This window comes from Salegentibacter mishustinae, from assembly GCF_002900095.1.
In the GTDB taxonomy this organism is placed as follows: Bacteria; Bacteroidota; Bacteroidia; order Flavobacteriales; family Flavobacteriaceae; genus Salegentibacter; species Salegentibacter mishustinae.
In genome coordinates this window covers 1,747,673-1,768,372 of sequence record NZ_LLKN01000002.1, presented here as the reverse complement: position 1 = coordinate 1,768,372, position 20,700 = coordinate 1,747,673, and the positions used below count along the sequence as shown (strand labels likewise).

General features: G+C 35.0%; 19 protein-coding genes. 10 read left to right on the top strand and 9 right to left on the bottom strand.

Features of this window, described 5'->3' with window-relative positions; genetic code table 11:
* Positions 1-29 precede the first annotated feature (29 nt).
* From APB85_RS10955 to APB85_RS10945, 3 genes are read right to left on the bottom strand one after another with little or no spacing between them, the layout of a single operon-like run.
* Positions 30-863 carry a universal stress protein gene (locus APB85_RS10955; RefSeq protein ID WP_057481682.1) on the bottom strand — a complete coding sequence of 278 codons (834 nt, stop codon included), beginning with the start codon at positions 861-863 and terminating at the stop codon, positions 30-32.
* Positions 864-865: 2 nt separating this feature from the next.
* Positions 866-1,714, bottom strand: coding sequence for a universal stress protein (locus tag APB85_RS10950; RefSeq protein WP_057481683.1), 849 nt, complete (start codon positions 1,712-1,714; stop codon positions 866-868).
* A 12-nt stretch (positions 1,715-1,726) separates the two neighbouring features.
* A complete protein-coding gene (locus APB85_RS10945) occupies positions 1,727-2,581 on the bottom strand; it encodes a universal stress protein (protein ID WP_057481684.1) in 855 nt (284 codons plus the stop codon).
* A 180-nt stretch (positions 2,582-2,761) separates the two neighbouring features.
* Here APB85_RS10945 and APB85_RS10940 point away from each other — a divergent pair, with 180 nt between their 5' ends.
* Positions 2,762-3,385, top strand: coding sequence for a WG repeat-containing protein (locus APB85_RS10940; RefSeq protein WP_057481685.1), 624 nt, complete (start codon positions 2,762-2,764; stop codon positions 3,383-3,385).
* 44 nt (positions 3,386-3,429) lie between these two features.
* On the opposite strand, the gene APB85_RS10935 is transcribed toward APB85_RS10940, so the two are convergent.
* Together APB85_RS10935 and APB85_RS10930 are read right to left on the bottom strand one after the other, a co-directional pair.
* On the bottom strand, positions 3,430-3,909 hold the full coding sequence (locus tag APB85_RS10935; protein WP_057481686.1) for an Hsp20/alpha crystallin family protein: 480 nt from the start codon (positions 3,907-3,909) through the stop codon (positions 3,430-3,432).
* Positions 3,910-4,319: 410 nt separating this feature from the next.
* Positions 4,320-5,333 carry a Crp/Fnr family transcriptional regulator gene (locus APB85_RS10930; protein ID WP_057481687.1) on the bottom strand — a complete coding sequence of 338 codons (1,014 nt, stop codon included), beginning with the start codon at positions 5,331-5,333 and terminating at the stop codon, positions 4,320-4,322.
* Positions 5,334-5,603: 270 nt separating this feature from the next.
* Here APB85_RS10930 and APB85_RS10925 point away from each other — a divergent pair, with 270 nt between their 5' ends.
* Together APB85_RS10925 and APB85_RS10920 are read left to right on the top strand one after the other, a co-directional pair.
* Positions 5,604-6,014, top strand: a complete 411-nt coding sequence (locus tag APB85_RS10925; protein ID WP_057481857.1) for a hypothetical protein — start codon at positions 5,604-5,606, stop codon at positions 6,012-6,014.
* An 11-nt stretch (positions 6,015-6,025) separates the two neighbouring features.
* Positions 6,026-6,289: a zinc ribbon domain-containing protein gene (locus tag APB85_RS10920; protein WP_057481688.1), complete on the top strand. Its 264-nt coding sequence runs from the start codon at positions 6,026-6,028 to the stop codon at positions 6,287-6,289.
* Between the two features lie 40 nt (positions 6,290-6,329).
* Here the strand turns inward: APB85_RS10920 and APB85_RS10915 are convergent, their stop codons facing one another.
* The 4 genes from APB85_RS10915 to APB85_RS10900 are packed head-to-tail and all read right to left on the bottom strand — an operon-like array spanning position 6,330 to position 9,354.
* The gene (locus APB85_RS10915; RefSeq protein ID WP_057481689.1) at positions 6,330-6,830 is read right to left on the bottom strand and encodes a hypothetical protein; all 501 of its coding nucleotides are present in this window, start codon (positions 6,828-6,830) and stop codon (positions 6,330-6,332) included.
* Positions 6,831-6,847: 17 nt separating this feature from the next.
* The gene (locus APB85_RS10910) at positions 6,848-7,834 is read right to left on the bottom strand and encodes an MlaD family protein (protein ID WP_057481690.1); all 987 of its coding nucleotides are present in this window, start codon (positions 7,832-7,834) and stop codon (positions 6,848-6,850) included.
* Positions 7,835-7,840: 6 nt separating this feature from the next.
* A complete protein-coding gene (locus tag APB85_RS10905) occupies positions 7,841-8,572 on the bottom strand; it encodes an ABC transporter ATP-binding protein (RefSeq protein ID WP_057481691.1) in 732 nt (243 codons plus the stop codon).
* 2 nt (positions 8,573-8,574) lie between these two features.
* The gene (locus APB85_RS10900; protein WP_057481692.1) at positions 8,575-9,354 is read right to left on the bottom strand and encodes an MlaE family ABC transporter permease; all 780 of its coding nucleotides are present in this window, start codon (positions 9,352-9,354) and stop codon (positions 8,575-8,577) included.
* Between the two features lie 332 nt (positions 9,355-9,686).
* Between APB85_RS10900 and APB85_RS10895 the strand changes: the two genes are divergently transcribed.
* The 7 genes from APB85_RS10895 to wrbA all read left to right on the top strand — a co-directional run bounded on the left by APB85_RS10895 (position 9,687) and on the right by wrbA (position 20,699).
* Positions 9,687-13,331, top strand: a complete 3,645-nt coding sequence (locus APB85_RS10895; RefSeq protein WP_057481693.1) for a chemotaxis protein CheB — start codon at positions 9,687-9,689, stop codon at positions 13,329-13,331.
* A 6-nt stretch (positions 13,332-13,337) separates the two neighbouring features.
* Entirely contained in the window at positions 13,338-15,551 is a 2,214-nt protein-coding gene (locus APB85_RS10890) for an ATP-binding protein (protein ID WP_057481694.1), read from the top strand.
* Between the two features lie 290 nt (positions 15,552-15,841).
* Positions 15,842-16,717: a glycoside hydrolase family 16 protein gene (locus APB85_RS10885; RefSeq protein ID WP_160319245.1), complete on the top strand. Its 876-nt coding sequence runs from the start codon at positions 15,842-15,844 to the stop codon at positions 16,715-16,717.
* Positions 16,718-16,971: 254 nt separating this feature from the next.
* Entirely contained in the window at positions 16,972-17,526 is a 555-nt protein-coding gene (locus APB85_RS10880; RefSeq protein WP_057481696.1) for a response regulator, read from the top strand.
* Positions 17,516-18,088, top strand: coding sequence for a biliverdin-producing heme oxygenase (locus tag APB85_RS10875; RefSeq protein WP_057481697.1), 573 nt, complete (start codon positions 17,516-17,518; stop codon positions 18,086-18,088). The genes APB85_RS10880 and APB85_RS10875 overlap by 11 nt, the downstream gene beginning before the upstream one ends.
* A gap of 205 nt (positions 18,089-18,293) precedes the next feature.
* Positions 18,294-20,009 (top strand): gamma-glutamyltransferase, encoded by a 1,716-nt coding sequence (ggt, locus tag APB85_RS10870; protein WP_057481698.1) that lies wholly within the window; start codon positions 18,294-18,296, stop codon positions 20,007-20,009.
* Positions 20,010-20,096: 87 nt separating this feature from the next.
* A complete protein-coding gene (gene wrbA, locus APB85_RS10865; RefSeq protein WP_057481699.1) occupies positions 20,097-20,699 on the top strand; it encodes an NAD(P)H:quinone oxidoreductase in 603 nt (200 codons plus the stop codon).
* Position 20,700 lies beyond the last annotated feature (1 nt).

The following is a 20,700-nucleotide window of genomic DNA, read 5'->3' as shown; positions in this document are numbered from 1 at the left end:
TGTTTTATCAGAAATAATAATTCTTGAATTTAAAGATCTGCGGGCATAAAAATTATAGGAATTTGCGGTTTTTTCCCTAATTCTTTGAGTAAGGATTTAGAGAAAAGATTTCTGAAAAAACCTCTTTTCTTATGGTTTAAAACTAATATATCGCTATTTCTACTTTGAATAAAGCTATGAATCCCTTTAGTAACTTCAATGTTGGTTAACGTATGAAAACTATGAGAAATTTTCTCAAAATGTTCATGCAATTCTTCTTTTTTATTTTCCTGTTCTTCAGAAAGATCTTCGGTATCCTGGATATAGAGAATTCTAATGCTGGCCTTAAATTTCTTGGTCATATCGATTAGAAAATTGATTTCGGCGATAGAAAAAGATTTGTCAAACCTTGTGGCTAATACCATTTCCATTTTTACTTCCGGTACGTGCACGCTTTGATCTGGAATTAGTAAAACTGGCATGTGATCTACCGTTTCTATCACATTCATACTGTTGGTCCCAAAAATCTTATCATCGGGTTCGTTCTCACCTTGTGTTCCCATAACAATAAGGTCAAAAATTATATCTTTTTGAATCTCGATTATTGCATCATTCAGCCAGGAGCCCACTATTAAAGATTTAAACCTGTGGTTTGGGTTTTTGTTTATAATGGAAACTTCCTTTAGTAATTTTTCCATTAAAATTTTATTTTCGGCTTTTGCCTGAGATAAGCTGTGACCATTTACATCTGGTGTATAGAACTCAGGTTTACAGGCATTTAAAAAATAAAAATTGCACAAGTCATTCTGAAATAAACTAAAGGCATAAACAGTAGCTTTCCATGCATTGACTGAAAAATCGGTGGGGATGAGTATATTTTTCATAATTAGCTGAATTTTCCTGATGGGATTACCATAAATGGAACTTTAATATGAAAACCTATTTTATTGACTACCGGTCTAAACAAAAGGTTCTCAAAAAAACTACGCTTATTGTTTACCATAAAGAGTAAATCTACCGTGTTTTGCTCCTGAAATTTTTCGATGGCTTTCGTTACACTTTTATCTTCAATTGTATTGAATTGATGCGGAAAGTCTTCAAGAACTTTACTTAGGTTCTTTTTATTTTCTTCCTGTTTTTCATCAAGATCTTTTCCGAAGAAAATGTGCAGAATATTGAGTTTCGAGTTATGATTTTTTGCCACATTTAAAATAGGTTCCAATTGCGGAGCGCTAAAATGCAATTGAAAATCTGTAGGAAATAAAATGTTTAGAGGTGGTTTATATTCATATTCTGAAGGGATGGTTAACAGAGGAACCTTTAGTTTATTAATAGCCTGAACCGTGTTGGTGCCAATTAAGATCTCTTCGGCACCGGTGGCTCCCTGGGTTCCCATTACTACCAGGTCTATTTCTTTAGATTTCACCTGTTCTTTCATCTCGTCTATTAAAAGATTAAAGGCCGAAATTTTTTCGAAATGATGATTTGGGTTATCGAAATCACGTTTAATCTTTCGTTGTACTTTTTTTAAGCCTGTTTGGGAATTTTTCTGGTAAGCTTCAGCAAGATTGGGTTGAGTGCTGTTGTATAAAATATATTCTGAATCGTATAAAACCGGGGTGTAGGTATTTAGAAGGTAAAATCTACATTCTTCGTCCTTGAATGCTTTAAGCGCATAGGTAATGGCATTATATGCGTTCTCTGAAAAGTCTGTGGGTAAGAGTATTTTTTTCATGATTTCTAAGTTTTAAGTGCATTCCCTATTAAAATTTTGTAAAGCAAGAAGCGGGACTTTTGGATGTAGGCCTACTTTATCTATAGTAGATGTTAATAGCATATCTTCTAAATAGGTGTGACGGGAATTTACCATAACCAGAAGATCTATTTCATTGGTTGCTATAAAATCTTCTATGGCCTTTTCCTTTATTGATTCATCTAGTTGATGTTCTTCTGTAATAATATTGTAGAATTGTTGTTTTAAAAATTCCAGGTTGTCCTTTTGCCTGTTAGAAGTGGCTTTATGCTTAGATAAATATAGAAAGTGAATTTTAGAATTGAAATCGCGAGCAATTTCCCCAACAACTTTTAATTCTCTTTTTTGATACGGAATTAAAAAATTAGTTGGGAATAGGATATTCTGCGGATCCTGGTATTTAAAATTAGCAGGGATTGCCAAAACAGGGCATTGCACATATTTTAGCACAAGTAGGGTATTACTCCCAATTCCCAGTTTACTATTATTGGTAAATCCTCGGGTTCCCATCACCACAAGATCAGCATTTTCTGAATTCACTAAATTGTTTACCTCATCTACCAAATCACCAAAAGCCGCGATCAATTTTATCCTATGCCTGGGATTGCAAAACTCATCATGAATTTTTGAACTTATTGCAGTCAGTTCTGTTTCTGCTTTCTTTTTAGTGACTGCTTTTAACTCATCTATCAATTCGTTGCTTACCAAGTTTTCATCGGTATAAACCTTTTCTGCGTAAGCGTGTAAAAGAATTAATTCACTTTTTTCATACTTAAAAAGCTGGCAGGCATATCGCAAAGCATTATATGCATTTTCCGAAAAATCTGTGGGTAAAATTATCTTTCTCATTTTCTAAACCTTTGAATTATAAATTTAATCCAAGAAGTAAGTTTAAACTATGAGGAAAATCAGTTTGTTTCTGAATTTAAGGCCTTTACAGTTAAAATAGCTTTTGTGTAGTATGACGTGTATCATATTTATTCATAGGCTTTTGGCTTATATTTAAAGGTAATTTTAAAACTTTTAAAGATGAAAAATTTAATATTGGGAATCTTAATAAGTATTCCATTTGTGCTGTTCGCGCAAGAACCGAAAGAATTTGATTTTGTAGCTAATCAGGAAAATGGGTTTACAGCTGTGAAACAAGGCGATACCTGGGGATTTGTAGATGCTAAAGGGGATATGGTGGTTTCACTTAGAAAAGACCTTATTTCTAATGAAGATCCAAAAAGTGGAAAAATTGGGGTAGAGGGAATTCGATACCCGCAATTAAAAGATGAACGAGCCATTATCAAAAAGCAGGAAAATGGTATTAATTACTATGGCTTCATAAATACCCGCGGAAAAACCATTATCGAACCAATATATCTTAATGTAAGTAACTTTTCTAATGGCAAAGCGCTGGCCATAAAACTTGAAGAAGAGAGACTTGGTAAAAACCAACTGCTAGGTAAAGGGGTTATTTCTTATAAATATGATGTAGTTCTTCTAAATAAAGAAGGGGAAGTAGTAAAGTATTTGGAAGGGCCTTTTCCGGTTACAGTTTCTAAGAAGAAATTAAGAACAGCTCCTGCAATTAATGCAAAATGGTTGGGAGAAAATATGGTAAGCGTGAAGGGACCTAATGGAAAATGGAAAATTCATAAACTATAAAAAAACAAAATGCTGTCCCGAAATTTTTCGGGACAGCATCGTTTTTAAGATACATTTACCGTTTTGGCTTTTTTAGCCTTTGCAGTCTTTCTTTTCTTAAGGCTCATTTTTAAAATACCTTCTTTGTATTTGGCTTCTACTTCTTTATCCATATCTACTTCTTCTGGCAGACTTATATTTCTGGAAAAGCTGTTGTAGTTAAACTCCTTTCTAACAAAACCTTCTTTTTCTTCTTCGATCTTATTTTCCTTTTCGGCAGAAACTGATAAAATACCATCTTCGATAAAGATTTTAAAGTCATCTATTGAAAGTCCGGGAGCTGCAAGTTCAATTTCAAACTCGTTTTCTTTTTCCTTTACATTTAATGCAGGAAATAGATCTTTGTCAAAATCTCCATTAAAAAAACGGTTTAAATTAAAAATTCCTCTTTTAGTATCCATTAAGTCAGAAAAAAATGGATCATTAGTTAAAAGTGAACTTCCTATTGCTGGAGTTCTACGATTACCAGATTTAGTGATAGACATAACATTAAAATTTAATGGTTAATAATTAGGTTTTTAAGCACCTTAAATTACAATCTAAAAAGAGGAATTAATATGATGAAAATCAGTTATTTGAATAATTTTTAAAGTGGCTTAGGAAAGGCTCTAAAACACAGAAACAGGAAGCCATTGCCTCCTGTTTCCTAAGAAGATATTAAGTTTACTCTTTAACACCTGGTTGATATCAGTGATCTTACACGAAGTAAAATTTGTATATCTGGTTAAAAAATACCTTTGATATCTTCTAAATTTGACTTCTCACTCTAATAAGTGCAAAGAAATCAAATTATTTCTATATTATTTTCAGTTGATTATTAAGCTAAAAGTAGCTGAAGACGAACTCAAAAAAAATGATAAATGTCAAGAAATTAATTTTTAACAAAATATTATAATTATGTGATATGTTGCAGTTTTTCTGAGTTCAAAATATTTATATTTTTTCCTTTTATTGAGATGATGCCTTCTTTCTTTAGGCAGGAAAGACTTCGTATAAAACTTTCTGGAGAAATCCCGGCAATGCTTGCAAGATCGGTTCTGGAGATTTTTAATCCCTGGAAATCTGGATTTTGTAGATCATCGGCAAATTGAAGAATGGTATTGGAAGTTTTTTTTAGAACCGAGGCATATGCCATCTCTAATAATTGTGATTTGAGTCTCGAAACAGTGTCGGTTAAATGTTGGGCCAGGTCCAGGCTCAAGCCAGGGTTTTCCTGAAGTATTTCTTTAAAATCCTTGTATAAGATACGGTACATTTTGGTAGCTTCTAGAGTGGTAGCAGTTTCAGGGCAAATAGGATCTTTCTGAAAACCATATAAGCCCAGCAACTCATTATTACGATAAATTCCGGTGATTAATTCTTTTCCAAGCTGGTCCATTCTGGAAGTTTTCACAAGGCCGTTGTTTAAGAGATAAATAAAGCTGGAATGCCTGTTTTCCCTGAATATCATTTTATTTTTATGCCAGGTTAACTCTTCTCCTTTTTCTTTTATATAATTTTTTAAAGTCTCAATATTTGAAATTAACCCCCTTTGTGCTTTTTCACTCTCAATAATTTCTTCATTATTAAGACATAGCAAAGCATCAATTTTATTCAAGATTTCAACGGTGGAAAAGGAGTCTGGTAAATAATGGTGTTTGCTGTGAATTGGCTGCCAGGTCTCAAGACTTTCTTCAGAAATAATTGAAAGTAACTGGGTATTATAAAGCTCTGGGGTAAGATTAAAAAGTTCAGAGGAAATTTTAGTTGTATGTTTCCAAATGATCAGTTCAGGCTTTTTTTCAATTATAAAGTTTCTTAGAATTTTCAAGGAATTGATATAAGCATAATGCCAATCTTTTAAAACTGCAGATTGATCAAGTTTAAAAGAGCTGAAATCTTTTTCTGAAAAAAATACCACATACTTCATCTCTGGCGAGCTTAAAATTAATACTTAAAAAAGATCTGGGAACTGTTTTGCATTTCGATGGGGGGAAGTAGGGAGAAATGCTTAAACAATACTTAAATATACAAAGTAATTCTAAAAATTCATAAGTTTAAAAATCTATATATATTATTGATAATCAATGTATTGAAAATTTTGGTAATTTAAATTTATTCGAAATTATACATGAAAAATGATTTTTATCATTTTTAACTAATACCCACGGCTGTATCTTTAAGTGGAAAACACATGGATATGAAACTTTCTAAAAAGCAGTCGCTTACCGAAGAATTTTATAGCAGTATCGGAAAGCTTTTTTACGCCGTTGCAGCTTCAGATAAAGTAGTAAGAGTCGAAGAAATAAGAACTTTAAAGGAGCTCGTTAAAGAAAAATGGGTGCCTGTAGATAATGCAACCGATGAGTATGGAACAGATGAAGCTTATAAAATTGAAATAGCTTTTGACTGGTTACAAGAAAATGATCCGGAAGCAGCCTGGGCTTTTAATGAATTTGAGGAGTACAAAAAAGAACATCAAAAAGCATTTACTCCAGAGATAAACCAGTTAATATGGGAGACTGCTGATGCTATTGCAGCATCTTTTTCGGGAAAGAATAAATCTGAACTCATTATGCTTTCAAAATTGAAAATATTGCTTACCAACTAAAGATCAAAAATATGGAAACGCTAATTTGCCAAAGTTGTGGATGGCCATTTACGCTGGCTACCGCCGGGAGAAATCGTGATAATACGAAAAATAAAGATTATTGCCAGGACTGCTTTCAGGATGGAGCGTTTACTGACAAGTCTCTTAATTTACATCAATTAGAAGTGAAGCTTTTGGAAATGGCAGAAGTTCATGATGATATTAGCCTGGAAGAGGCACAGGAACTTATCAAAAAACTTCCCGAATTAAAAAGGTGGCGTATGGATCATATTTAGGCTTATGGTAGGAGATACTTTTTAAGTTCTCAAAATCTATTTATTGTGTTTTAAAGCCAAGTTTACTTTTTATAATAGGAATTTCCCATTTAATTATTTCCTTAAGAAATTCATCAATCTTTTCTACAATTAGTTTTTCGGTAATTTGTTCTGGGGTGAAAACTCCTAATTCAACAATTTCATTTTCAGGAACTATCCAATTTTCCAGGATAGGGAAAGTAACGAATATCTCTATATCTCCATTATGCAATTGCGAAAAGACCAGCGCTCCACCTTGCAAAAACTGATATGTAGGAATTTTATTTGTAAAATCTATTAGATCTTCCGGAAAAGAATCAAAGGTGATATTCACAGCTTCGTTAGTGTGTATCCATTTTAATTCCTGTACTTTCCATCCCACAGGGTAAGTAGTTTCAGCCGCTTTTAGAGTGTTAACAATAAGTTCTTTAGTCCTATTTTCCCAGGTAATACGCTTTTTTACAACTGTTTTGATAGAGTTTTTATACTCCAAAATGCGCTCTTCAAGATGTTCTATTTTCATATTAAGCTTCTTATATATTATTGTTTTCTCTCTTCTCTTGCTTTTTGTCGCTCCAGTTTTCTAAAATAACCTCGGAATAATATATTGTGTTTTAAAGCCTCCATGTTCTGATTGAAGCGAAAGGTAGCCTCTTCAATATTTTGCATACTTTCATCAAGATGATTCACAAATGAGGTGTCTTTAACTACGTAATTTAAGGCACCTTTCTCTGAATTAAGACTATTGGAAAACTCTCCCAAATCTGCGCTTATCTCCTTTATTTGTGAGGATGTAGTTTTTAGATCTTCAATAATGCTGCTAAAGCTTTTTTGAGCGGTAGAGTCGCTAAGAAGTAATCCTGCAACGCTATTTTCATAATCTACAGCGTTTAAAATACGATTTATTTTATTTAATCCTTCCCGGGCAGAATTGGTAGTTTCATTTAAATTTGCAGCGCTTTCCTGAATGTTATGTGCCAGGGTTTCATTCTTGAGTAAATCTCCTAAAACACCTTCTCCGGCATTAATACTATTAGTGATCTTTAAGAGATCGGCTGTTAAAAGGGCAGCATTTTCATTGGTTTGGTTTAGAGTGTTAAGCATATCGGCGGTAGCTACCTGGCTAAGCGATTCTAAGGTGTCGCCTTCTTTTATAGTGCGGGAGGATACTTCACTATTGGGAAGAATATTTAAAACCATACTTCCTACTAAACCGTCAGAATTTATGGTTGCCAAAGAACTGTGTTTAATTAGGTTTCCAGATTCACGGTCAATAAGCATATCTACACAAATTGCAGTGTCGTTTAAAAATTTGATGTTCTTCACAGTTCCTACATTAACTCCAGAATAACGTACATTATTCCCAAGTTGCAGTCCATTCACATTTTTAAAGACAGAACTTAGCATTATGGAATCTCCAAACAGGTTTTGTTTATTACCAATAAAATAAACTCCAAGTGTAAAGATGGTTAGTCCAGCCACAATAAGAATTCCTAATTTTAGATTTTGTCCGGAATTTGATTTCATAATATTTTATTTAAAAAAGGCTTTAATTTTAGGATCATCAGATTTAGCGAGATCATTAAAGCTTCCCTCGGCATAATCTTTTCCGTCTAATAGCAAGATCATTCTATTTGAAATTACCCGGGCACAGTCAACATCGTGGGTAATTATTAGCGATGAGGTTGCATATTTTTTCTGAATATTCATCATTAATAAAATAATTTCCTTCGCAGTTATTGGATCTAATCCGGTGGTAGGTTCGTCATATATAATGATCTTTGGTTTTAGAATAAGTGCTCTCGCCAGGGCAATTCGGCGTTGCATTCCTCCAGAAAGTTCGGCAGGCATAAGATCTATAGTGTCTGGTAATCCAACATTATCTAAAGCCTCCTTTACCAGTGCTTGAGTTTTCTTTTCAGAATTATGACTGTGCCTTCTTAGAGGAAACTCTAAATTCTCCCGTACCGTCATAGAATCGTACAAAGCGCTGCCCTGGAATAGAAATCCTATATCGGTTCGCAATTCATCCAGTTCGTTTTGTTTTAGTTCTGCGATATCCTTTCCTAAAACTTTAATACTTCCCTTGTCAACCTCCATTAGGCCTACCAGACATTTGATCATCACCGATTTCCCAGAACCAGATTTCCCCATTAAAACAAGGTTCTCACCCTCGAAAAGGTTCAGATTAAAATCCTTAAGAACATCAACCGTCCCAAAGCTTTTGTATAAATGACTTATCTCTATTACCGGTTTTTTTTCCATTTTTAGTTATAAAAAATATCGGTTATAAAAACAGCGATAAAATCCAGTACAAACAATAGCATAGAAGTAAAAACCACTGCAGAGTTAGATGCTTTTCCTACCCCCGCGGTTCCTTTTTTACTGTTATAGCCTTTAAAACAACCTACAAGCCCTATAGCAAAACCAAAGAAAAAGGTCTTTATGGTTGCGGGTATTAAATCTGTAAACTCAAGGGCTTCAAAAACCTGGTTAAAATAGAGTAAAAATGAGACATCGCCATTTGTGTTTTCTATAATCGCCGATCCTATTAATGCCACAAAGTCGCCTATAATTACTAAAATTGGTAGCATAATAGTTGCTGCTAAAATCCTGGTAACCACCAAAAATTTAAACGGATTCGTACCTGAAACTTCCATAGCATCTATTTGTTCGGTTACCTTCATAGAGCCCAACTCGGCACCTATACTGGAACCGATTCTTCCGGCACATATAAGTGCGATGATTACCGGCCCAATTTCACGAACTATAGAAATACTTATCATAGATGGCATCCACGAAACTGCCCCAAATTCCATTAAGGTTGGTCTGGATTGCAGAGTGAAAACCAAACCTAAAATAAACCCGGTTACGCTTACTAAAAGCAGGGATTTATTCCCCATTTGATAACATTGTTTCAGAAATTCCCTGAATTCAAATGGTCTGCTAAAAAGTTCCCGGAAATATCTTCCGGTAAAATTTCCCATTTCCCCTATCTCAACAAAGAAGGAATTAAAACCCGATTGATATGAGGAGAAAAACTTCATAAAGCCATTTCTGTTAAATTTAAACCTAGGAAGTTTGAGCCGAAATGATATTTATCAGTTAACTAGAAGAAATCACATAATCTTAGGTATCTAGTTATATTTTTGTTTAATATTTTTTACAATTTATTTTTTTAACAAAAATATTCTATAAATATCGTTAATTTTGAAGATTTAAAAATATAATTTATAAATTGTATAATAGGGGAAGTCCCGGTTTTATTGATATTTTGTTAATATAAATTGCAAATGAGTTCATAATTCTACGCTTTAACTTATATTTTTGGTGTTTACTTATTTTTTATTCTATACAAGTCTGACTTAATCATTTCTAAATGACAAAAGTAAATAACTACCCTTCCAAATCGGATTTGGAAAACAAGCTTAAAACTGAAGAGCCTCGTGTTATTGCCGTAGGAGCAAGTGCCGGAGGTTTGGAAGCCCTAAAGGCTTTTTTTGAAGGCATACCCGAAACCGATAAGAATGCTTACGTAGTTATTCAGCATCTTTCTCCAGACTATAAAAGTATGATGGGGGAACTTCTTAAGAAGAATACGAATTTACCTATTCGAGAGGTTAAAGATGGAAAAAAAATAAAGCAAGGCCATATTTATTTAATTCCACCGGCCAATAACCTTACTTACGAAGATAATAAGCTACACCTGGTAGAAAAGCCAAAAGACCAAAGCTTAAACCTTCCAATAGATATGTTTTTCGAATCGCTTTCAAAACAAAAAAAGGAGAAAGCTATTGCAGTAATCTTAAGCGGAACCGGAAGCGACGGCACGCGGGGGGTGAGAGCAATAAAAGAACGAGACGGGATGGTTATGGTGCAGGATCCCGAAGAAGCTAAGTTTGACGGGATGCCACAAAGTGCAATAAACACCGGTCTTGTAGATTATGTGTTGCCAGTTTCTAAAATGGCCAAAGAGCTTAAAAACTTTATAGATGCTCCTTCTGTATTTCATTTTAAAGATGGAGATTTAAATTATAACGAAAGCGAATTAATTAAAATTCTTCGCTTTGTAGATGAAAAAACCGGTCTTGACTTTAGGGAATATAAGCACGCCACGCTTGCAAGAAGAATTGCCAGGAGGGTAAATGTTTGTAAGTGTAAAAGTCTGTCTGATTACTATGAGTATTTAATTCATAACGAAGAAGAGATAGATATACTTCATCGCGAATTTTTAATTGGAGTTACAAAATTTTTTAGAGATGAAAGAGTTTGGAAAAAATTAAGAGAAGAAGTAATTCCGCAACTGGTAGAAAAGAAAAAAGATGGTGAAGTAATTAAATTATGGGATGTTGCCTGCAGTAGTGGAGAGGAAGCTTATTCTTTTGCGATGATCATCAATGAAGAAATAGAACGACAGAATAAAAGTGTAGACTTAAAGATCTTTGCTACAGATATTTCCCAAAAGCATTTAGATATTGGTAGTGAAGCTTTTTACCCAGAAAGTATTGTTGCCGATATCGATTCAGAATTATTGCTGAAGTATTTTGTTAGTAAACCCGATGGCTATAAAGTAGTTGAAAAAATGCGCCGAATGGTGGTTTTCTCCAGGCATAATATTATTAAAAATCCGCCTTTTAGTAATATGGATATGGTGGCCTGTAGAAATCTTTTAATTTATTTTCAGCCCGGAATTCAAAATAAAACATTAAACTTTTTACAATATGCCTTAAAAGTTGGCGGAATTTTGGTTTTAGGAACTAGTGAAAATGTATCCTCTCAAAAAAATAATTTTAAAGTTATAGATCGTTCAGCGAAAATTTTTCGAAATGAAAATGCAGATAAGCGGTTAATTTCAGATCTTTCTCAAACAACAACTGCATCAAACAATTTGCCAGCGAATAATCGCGAAATTAAACGCCCATCCTATAGAAAATCTTCAAACCCAATTAAGAATAAACTTGCAGAAGAACTTAATGAAACTATACTGGAGACCTTTGGGGGTGCCAGTGTGTTTGTAGATAAAGATTTTAATATTTTACAGGCAGTTGGTGAATTTAGGAAATATGCGAATTTACCGGTGAGTGGTTTTTCTGTAAATCTGCTGGATATGCTGGGGCCAGATCTAAAATATATTATTCAAAGCACCCTGAAAAGGGCTAAAAAGAATAATGCAAAACTTAGATATAAAGATGCCTCTTTTGAGCATAATGGTGAGCAAGGTTCTGTAGATATTATTGTAAAGCCTTATCACCAGAAGATAGAAGATGATAGCACGAGTTTCGTGATTACTTTCATAGAAAAAGAAGTTAAGTTAGAAGATGTTGATACGCTTGAGAAATTAACGCTAACCAATCGCACCAAAGAATATGTTGCTGATTTAGAAGAGGAACTCAAAGAGACCAAGGAAGAGCTACAAACTTCTATGGAAGAAATTGAAACCAGTAATGAAGAGTTGCAAGCTGCAAATGAAGAATTACTGGCTTCTAATGAAGAATTACAAAGTACCAACGAAGAGCTGCAAAGTGTAAATGAGGAGATTAATACGGTAAATGCCGAAAATCTTCAGAAAGTAGAAGACCTGGCGGCTTTGAATGCCGATATGCATAATTTGCTGGAAAGCACTGAAATTGGTGTTATTTTTCTTGATACCGATTTAAGAATTAGAAAATTTACTCCTGCAATTCAAAGGCACTTTAATTTAATCGATTCAGATGAAGGTCGTCCCATAGAGCATTTTACTTCAAGTATGGGGAAAAATAACCTCATTACACGTTGTAAGCGGGTACTTAGAACAGGTAAGATCCTTGAAAAGCAAGTGATGACCAAGGATAACTCTTATTATTTACGAAGAATTTCACCTTATATAAATTCTAATGACGAAATAAGTGGAGTAGTAGTTACTTTTATAGATGTTGGCTTATTGCAAAGATCAAAGGAAAAATTAATTGCCAGTGAAAAGCGCTTCAAGTCTTTTTATGAAGAGGATCCTGTAATTCATATTAGTGTAGACCCGCAAACACAGCTTATTGTTCAATGTAATGAAATGGCGGTTACAAAGTTGGGTTATGAAAGTAAAGAAGATTTAATAGATAAACCGGTTTATGATCTTTATAATGAAGAGTCTCAGCTTAGAGCTTTAAAATCTAATAAAGAATTTAAGCATACCGGTGCTATAGTGAATATGGAGCAGGAAATGCTTACCGCTGCCGGAGATCTACTTCCCGTTATTTTAAATGCTACGGCAGAAAAGGATGTAGATGGCAAGGTAATGACTATAAGATATACTTGTGTAGATATTTCAGCCTTGAAAAATGCCGAAAATCAATTAAAGCAACAACACGACGATCTTCAGCGAGCTAATAAAGATCTGGAACAATTTGTCTCCATTTGCTCACATGATCTTCAGGAGCCGCTTTCCACCATTAAGTTTGGTAGCGATGTATTGGGGAAAATGTATGCTACGAAACTAGATGAAAAGGGAAAAAATTACATTCAGTATATAAAAGATGCTTCAACTCGTCTTTCAGAACAAATTAAAGCTTTACTGGAGCATTCCAGAATTGGACGTCACGGCGACAAAAGCCTGGTGAACATTAAAGAGATAGTAGAAGTTGTAAAATACGATCTTGGTAAAAGAATTAAGGATACCAATGCTAAGGTGAATGCCGGTTCATTGCCAAAGATTATGGGGTACGAGGTAGAATTGCGCCTGCTTTTTCAAAATCTTATTAGCAACGCTATTAAATATACTCCAGCTGATAGAAATCCAGATGTTCGTATAGCATCTTATAGAGAAGGTGCTCATTGGGTTTTTTCTGTAACCGATAATGGTTATGGAATTTCAGAAGAAGATAAAAAGAACATTTTCACCATTTTTAACCGGGTGAAAGAAACAGATTCAAACGAAGGTACCGGAGTTGGTTTGGCGCACGTAGAAAAGATCGTTCAACTGCACGAAGGCACCATTTGGGTAGAAAGCCAGGTAGATGTGGGAAGTACTTTTTATTTTAAATTAAAAGCTTAAACCTATATGAGTGAAGAACAGTTTTCGTACCCCGAAAAGGTAGATGTTCAAAATTGTGATAAAGAACCCATACATATAATCGGAAAAGCCCAGGCTCATGGGGTGATTGTAGCTGCGAATCCTAAAACTTTTGAAGTAACTCAGGCTAGTGAAAACACTTTAAAGTTCTTCGGAATTTCTCATAAAGATTTTCTAGGTATTTCTCTGGAAAAATTAATAGGTAAACTTCCTGTAAAGCGACTTCAAGCTTCTATTGCTGAAGAATCAGGTTTTGCAGCTGAAGATTTGAAGATAAATGAAAACAACTTTGTGATGTTGGCTCATTTGTCTGAAGATAATCTTATTCTGGATTTCGAAATTCTGGGAAAAACCTGGAATCCCACTCATTTTCAGCAGCAGTTAACCAGTATTATTAATGGCCTGGATACTACAAATAGTATCCCGACTCTATGTGATAGAGCAGCTAAGTTGATGAAAAATATCTTCGGTTACGATCGCGTGATGGTGTACCGCTTTGATGAAGAATGGAATGGGGAAGTAGTTGCTGAAGAAAAAGAGGAGCATTTAGAAAGCTGGCTGGATTTACATTATCCGGCGAGTGATATTCCTTCACAATCCAGGAAGTTATTTTTAAATCATAAGGTTAGGATTATTTCAGATGTAAATTATGAGCCCGTTCCCATCGCTCCAGAAATATCGCCAGTAACTAACAAGCCTTTAGATCTTTCCCGGTCGGCATTAAGAGGAGTTTCTCCCATTCATATTGAATATTTACAGAATATGAAGGTGGGTGCTTCCTTAACAGCGGCTATCATTGTAAACGGAAATTTATGGGGTTTAGTGGCCTGTCATCATTATTCGGCTAAATTCATTAATTATTATCAAAGAGAAACCTGTAAGTTCTTAACACAGATTTTTTCTAATAATATTTCCACTATACAAACCGGGATTTTTAATAAAAAAATCAATGAAAATTCCGAATTGAGGCAAAGAATCGTAGAGGAATTAAAAATTGAAGATTCCTTAGCTGAAGGTCTTGCTAAAACTTCAGTTCCTTTTACCTCTTTAATTGAAAGCGGAGGAGGAGCAGTTATCTTAGATAACGAAATAAAGCTTTTTGGTAAAACACCTAAGGAAGCTGAAGTTCTGGAAATACGTGATTTCCTGGCCCAAAAAGATGAGGTGATTTTTCATACTAAAAATCTTAAAAGTCAATATCCGAAAGCCGAAAATTATAAAAAATCGGCATCAGGCATTTTAAGTTTTAAACTGGGAAGAGCCGAAGATAATTTTATTATTTGGTTTAGGCCTGAAGTAGCCGAAACCGTAAGTTGGGGGGGTGATCCTAATAACAAAGTGTCATACAACGAAGAAAAACAACGCCTTAGCCCTAGAAAGTCTTTTGAAAAATGGACAGAAAAATTGGATGGGATATCGCATAGTTGGCAGGATTATGACCTTGAAACGGCAAAAGTTTTCCGGGAAAATTTAAACCAGTTTCTCCTGGCAAAGCAAAAAGAAGAGATTAGCAGGTTGAATCAAAATCTGGAGGAAGTCAATAAAGACCTTGAACTATTCAGCTACGGAATTTCGCATGATCTTCGTAGCCCTTTACGTGGAATAAATGGTTTCGCACAAATCTTAAAAGAGGATTTTAGCGGGGATTTACCTGCAGAAGCTTCCGAAACTATAGATACCATTTTAAAGTCTTCCAATAGAATGGAAGGGATTATAGATGATATTCTTTCCTTCTCAAAGATCACTAGTGGGGAACTGGAAAAAGAAAAATTCAGCACTAAAAAATTGTTGGAAGAGCTTTTATCCAGTTTTAATATCAAAATCAATTTCCCCGATACAGAGGTAGTGATAGCAGAAAATTTACATGGAACCTATGGAGACCGCAGAATGGTTTTTCAGTTATGGAGTAATTTAATTGGTAACGCTTTAAAGTATTCCCAGCGAGCTAAAACTCCAAAACTTGAAATTGGGAGTATTTCAAAAGATAACAGGGAGATTTTCTATATTAAGGATAATGGGATTGGGATAGCCAAAAATGACCAGGATAAAATTTTTAATGTGTTTTCCCGGGCTTCTAAAAATGATTTTAAAGGAACTGGTGTTGGCCTATCTATAGTAGCCAGAATTATAGAAAAACATAATGGGAAAATTTGGATAGAAAGTGAACCCGGTACAGGCAGTACTTTCTTCTTTTATTTATAAATATTAACCGGAATTCATATCTTTTTTCACGCGCCCTAATTTAGTTCTTCTAGCTATTTTAATCTTATTTCTAGTAAGCGGTCTTTACTTTAAGAGGATCATTTTTCAGCTAAAAATTAAAAATAATAATTGATATTCATCTATTTTTTATAGACGTTAAAGGAGTTATTCCTCTGAAAGTCAATTATTTTTGATGAATTTAAGTACGAATTCCCTCACTTTTTATTAACTTTAAGATTAGAAGGGAAGAATTTTCTTCTTAATTATTAAAAGCTAACACCGCCATGAAAATGAATAAATTTTACTTTAACCGAATTTTGGTAGTTACGCTTATTACTTTATTTCTCACTGGGTGTAGCTCTACCGACGACTCCACTGATTCTGAACCTGTTTTGGAAAGAACCAAAATAAATATGGAACCTCCGGGGAATGTAGACGTAGATTGGGACAATGCAACTATGGTATGGAATGAGGAATTTAATGAAACAACGGTCTTAGACGATATTTGGGTTTTTGAATCTAAGAACACCACTAATCCTGATGTTGCAGATCAATTACAGGTTTACCGCAAAGAAAATGTGAGTTTAAGCGGGGGAACAATGAAAATTACGGCCAAAAAGAAAGCTGCTGTATATACATCGGCAAGAATAAATAGCAAGTATGCTTTTAAATATGGACGTATTGAAATTAGTGCAAAACTTCCGGAACAGGAAAAAAATGGAATTTGGGCTAAACTTGTTTTAATTGGTGATAATGAGGCTACAGTAGGATGGCCACAATGTGGTGAAATCGATATAATGGAATACTTTACCCATAAGCCTAATGAATTCAATATTAACGTGCATAGTGCCGCTAATAATGCTTTTAATGGTTCACTAATAAGTGCAAATCATAATCTTGAAACAGTCGAAGAAGAATTTCACGCTTATGGTATATTGTGGACAGATCAATATATTAAATTCTATGTTGATGATCCCGATAATATCATTTATACTTTTAACCGACCATCTTCTCCTAATGATAACAATTGGCCCTTTGATAAGCCTTTTTATCTTTTGGTAGATATGGTAGTAGGTGGTAAATACATAGGAGATAATGGCGTAGATGATACCCTTTTTCCAGCTGAAATGGAGATAGACTATATTCGAGTATACCATATTCAATAGATTATGGATTGATTTCTAATCTATCTGGATAGTATTTTATTGTGCTTTTCTGGATTTTGAAAAATGATTCCTCAAGAACTGGTGTTGGTATTTCTATAGTAGCCGGTGTTATAGAAAATTCTAATGGAAAAACTTGTTTGGAAAGTGAACCAGGTAAAGGCAGTACTTTTTTTATTTTTAATTACGGTCTGTAATCTATCTCAATTTGGTTCTTTTCATCAACAAGTTTAGTATTTTTGTATAAATTTTGAAGAATGATCACAACTCCATTACGCATTATATTAGTTGAAGATGAGGAAACCGATGCGGTATTAATTAAAAGACAAATTGCGAAGATTGTAAAAACGCCTGAGATAAAAATAGTGCAGGACCTACCCGGTTTTGAGAATCTATTTACCAATTTTCTTCCCGATGTAGTAATTTCAGATTATAATTTACCTTCGGGTACCGGCCTAGATATTATGGAATTGGTGAAATCTATAGATGAAGCTATCCCACTTATTTTTATAACAGGAGCCCTGGATGATGATGAACTTGCTGCAGATACGATTCTTTCGGGAGCCTCAGGATTTATTCTGAAAAAGCATATGAATAATCTGGACGAAAAATTAGAGCCACTCCTAAAACAGGTGGTGTATAATATGGTACAGCATGAGGAGCTGAGAGAGCGAATAAGAAAAAATAAAATAGCAGTTCATCAAATTTACAGTTACCTGGATAATATGAAGGCTGATGATAAAGAACAAAGGGAGAATATTAGAAAAATAAGGAATAATCTTGATAAATTTAATGTAGAAGATGCTGAATAGTCTTAGAGATTCTACCAAAAAGCTTCACGAAGAACTTGAAAAGGAAAATCTTGCAGGTCAAATTATTTCTCATGAGATAAGCCTTGATGATTATAAGCTTTTACTTCTTCAAAATTATATAGCCTATAAAATTACCGAAGCGGAAATTTCAAAATTTATTCCTTCTTACCAATCAGATAAAACCGATAAACTGGCAAAAGATCTTGCGGCTTTAGGTGTGGATAATTCGATTTCAAAAGAATTTGAGGAGAAATTCAGGTTGAATTCTTATGAGGAAGCTTTAGGGGCTGCCTACGTGGTTTTGGGCTCTGCTCTCGGTGGAGTATATATTTCTAAAGAACTCCCAAATTGCCCTGCATTAAATGGAGTTCCCCAACCGCATTTTTTTAATGGCGATCGCGATGGAGTAAAATCCTGGAATAAATTTGTAAAAGAATTGAAAGCTGAAGATTTTACCGAAACTCAAATAAACGAAGCCTCAAAAAAGGCGATGGATACCTTTGAATTCTTCGGGTTGGTTTTTAAAGAAACTTCATTAATTCCGAATTGTAAGATCAGCTAAATTATTCTTTACGCTTGTTTCTCATTGGCGTTTTATTTAGGTTTACTCGATAATCGTGATGTAATGGTCTGTTCCGAAAGGCCGGGATTCCTAGAAATGAAAAATAATATTTTCTATAATCGCCCGGTTTGTTCCGAAATAGTTTTCACAGAGTAATTACTGTTTGTTTGTAATAGTACCGCTAATCTAAATTCAATAAATTAAAATGAGAAAAATCAAATCTTTAGTTTGCCTCTTTTTAGCATTTAGCTTTTGTTTTCCAGTTTTTTCACAAACCGGGCGTATTCCCGTACGGGCAGAAAACGGGATGGTAGCTACCAGTCACTATTTGGCTTCAGAAGTAGGAAAGGATATTCTTGCAAAAGGAGGTAATGCTATAGATGCCAGTGTGGCTACAGCTTTTGCGCTGGCGGTTACTTTACCTTCAGCCGGTAATATTGGCGGTGGTGGTTTTTTGCTATATCACGGGGGCGATGGTGATAAAACTGCTTTCAATTTTAGGGAAAAGGCCCCAATGGCTGCCACAAGGGATATGTTTCTTGGTCCCGATGGGAAGATTAAAGACAATTCTAATCACGAAGGTTTACTTTCGGTAGGAGTTCCTGGTACTGTGGCCGGACTTTATAAGGCGCACCAGAAAATGGGTAGTTTAGCCTGGGCAGATCTTTTGCAACCCGCTATTGAGCTGGCAGAAAACGGTTTTGAATCTACTTACCGAATGAATGGATTTTTAAACTGGATAAAGGAGCATAAAGACGAAGATCTATATGCCGCTACTGCAGAGGCCTTTCTTAAAAACGGAGAAGATATTTATAAGCCCGGTGAAAACTTTAAACAGCCAGATCTTGCTAAAACTTTAAAACGAATTCAGAAAAACGGTGCCGATGGGTTTTATAAAGGAAAAACCGCGAAATTGATGGCCGATTTTATGAAAGAACACGGCGGATTGATTACTGAAGAAGATCTCGCAAAATACGAAGCTGAAGAAGTAAAACCAATTACAGGTACTTATCGTGGTTACGAAATCATAGCCATGCCACCACCAAGCTCCGGAGGTGTTGCGGTTATTGAAATGCTTAATATTCTTGAAGGCTTTAATCTGGAAAAATATGGGGCAAATTCTGCTACATCTTTGCATCTCCTTACCGAGGCTATGAGAAGGGCTTTTTCCGATAGGGCTTTGCATTTAGGTGATCCTAATTTTAATCCTGAAATGCCGCTAGAAAAATTAACTTCAAAAGAATATGCAAAAGATCTAACAGAAAGTATTCAATTAAAAACTGCCTCAGTAAGCGATTCTGCTAATTTTAATAAAGTGCATTTGCAATATGAAAGTCCGCAAACTACACATATTTCTATAGTAGATAAAGACAGGAATTCGGTTTCGCTTACTTATACTTTAGAGCATAGTTACGGCTCGAAGATCGTTGTAGAAGGTGCCGGATTTTTGCTGAATAATGAAATGGGCGATTTTAATCCAATTCCTGGGTATACCGATACTAATGGGTTAATTGGCACCAACCCAAATTTGGTAGCTCCCGGAAAACGTATGCTTTCCAGTATGTCGCCAACTATTGTATCCAGGAACGGAAAGCCGCTTCTAGTGATTGGCAGCCCGGGAGGTAGAGCCATTATCAATATTGTATTGCAGGTGATTGTAAACACCCTGGATTATAAAATGAATATTGCCGAAGCAATAGAATCTCCAAGGATTCATCATCAATGGTTACCAGATCGAACCCGCTTTGAAGATTGGGGCTTTTCTCCAGATATTAAAAAGATCTATGAAGAAATGGGTCACGAAATTTACGAAGGTGGAAGTAGTGGTCGCGCTATGGGAATTTATATTGACTGGGAGAATCACATTATTTACGGTGCTGCCGATTCTAGAAGCTATGATGGAAGAGCGGTTGGTTATTAATTCAATTTTATAATAATCTTAAACCTATTAGCTCTAATTTGTTTTATATTTAGTTGAAAAGATTAATCAACTTTAAAAAGAGAAATTATGAGTCAACCAAAAGTAGCTGTAATATTTTATAGTGCCACAGGAACAAATCACCAATTAGCCCAATGGGCAGGTGAAGCTGCAAAAGAAGCCGGCGCAGCAGAAGTAAGAGTGAAGAAAGTGCAGGAAACCGCGCCTCGTGAAGCTATAGATCAAAACGATAACTGGAAGAAATATGTTGAGGAAAATAAAGATTTTCCAACGGCAACTTTAGATGATCTGGAATGGGCAGATGCTATTATTTTTAGTACCCCAACTCGTTATGGAAACTTACCATCACAATTGCAAGCATTTTTTGATACCACCGGCGGACTTTGGTCTAGCGGGAAATTAGCTAATAAAGTGGTTAGCGGAATGACCAGTGCAGCAAACCCGCATGGGGGACAGGAAGCGACTTTGTTATCTCTGTATAAAACCGTGATGCACTGGGGATCAATAATCGTTGCTCCTGGCTATACTGACCCTTGTTTGTTTGAAGCCGGAGGAAATCCTTACGGCATAAGTGTTACCGCAGATGGGAATACGCCGGGAGATAATATTAAAAAAGCAGTTAAACACCAGGCAAAAAGAACTGTAGAAATGGCTGTTAAGTTTAAGGGGTAAT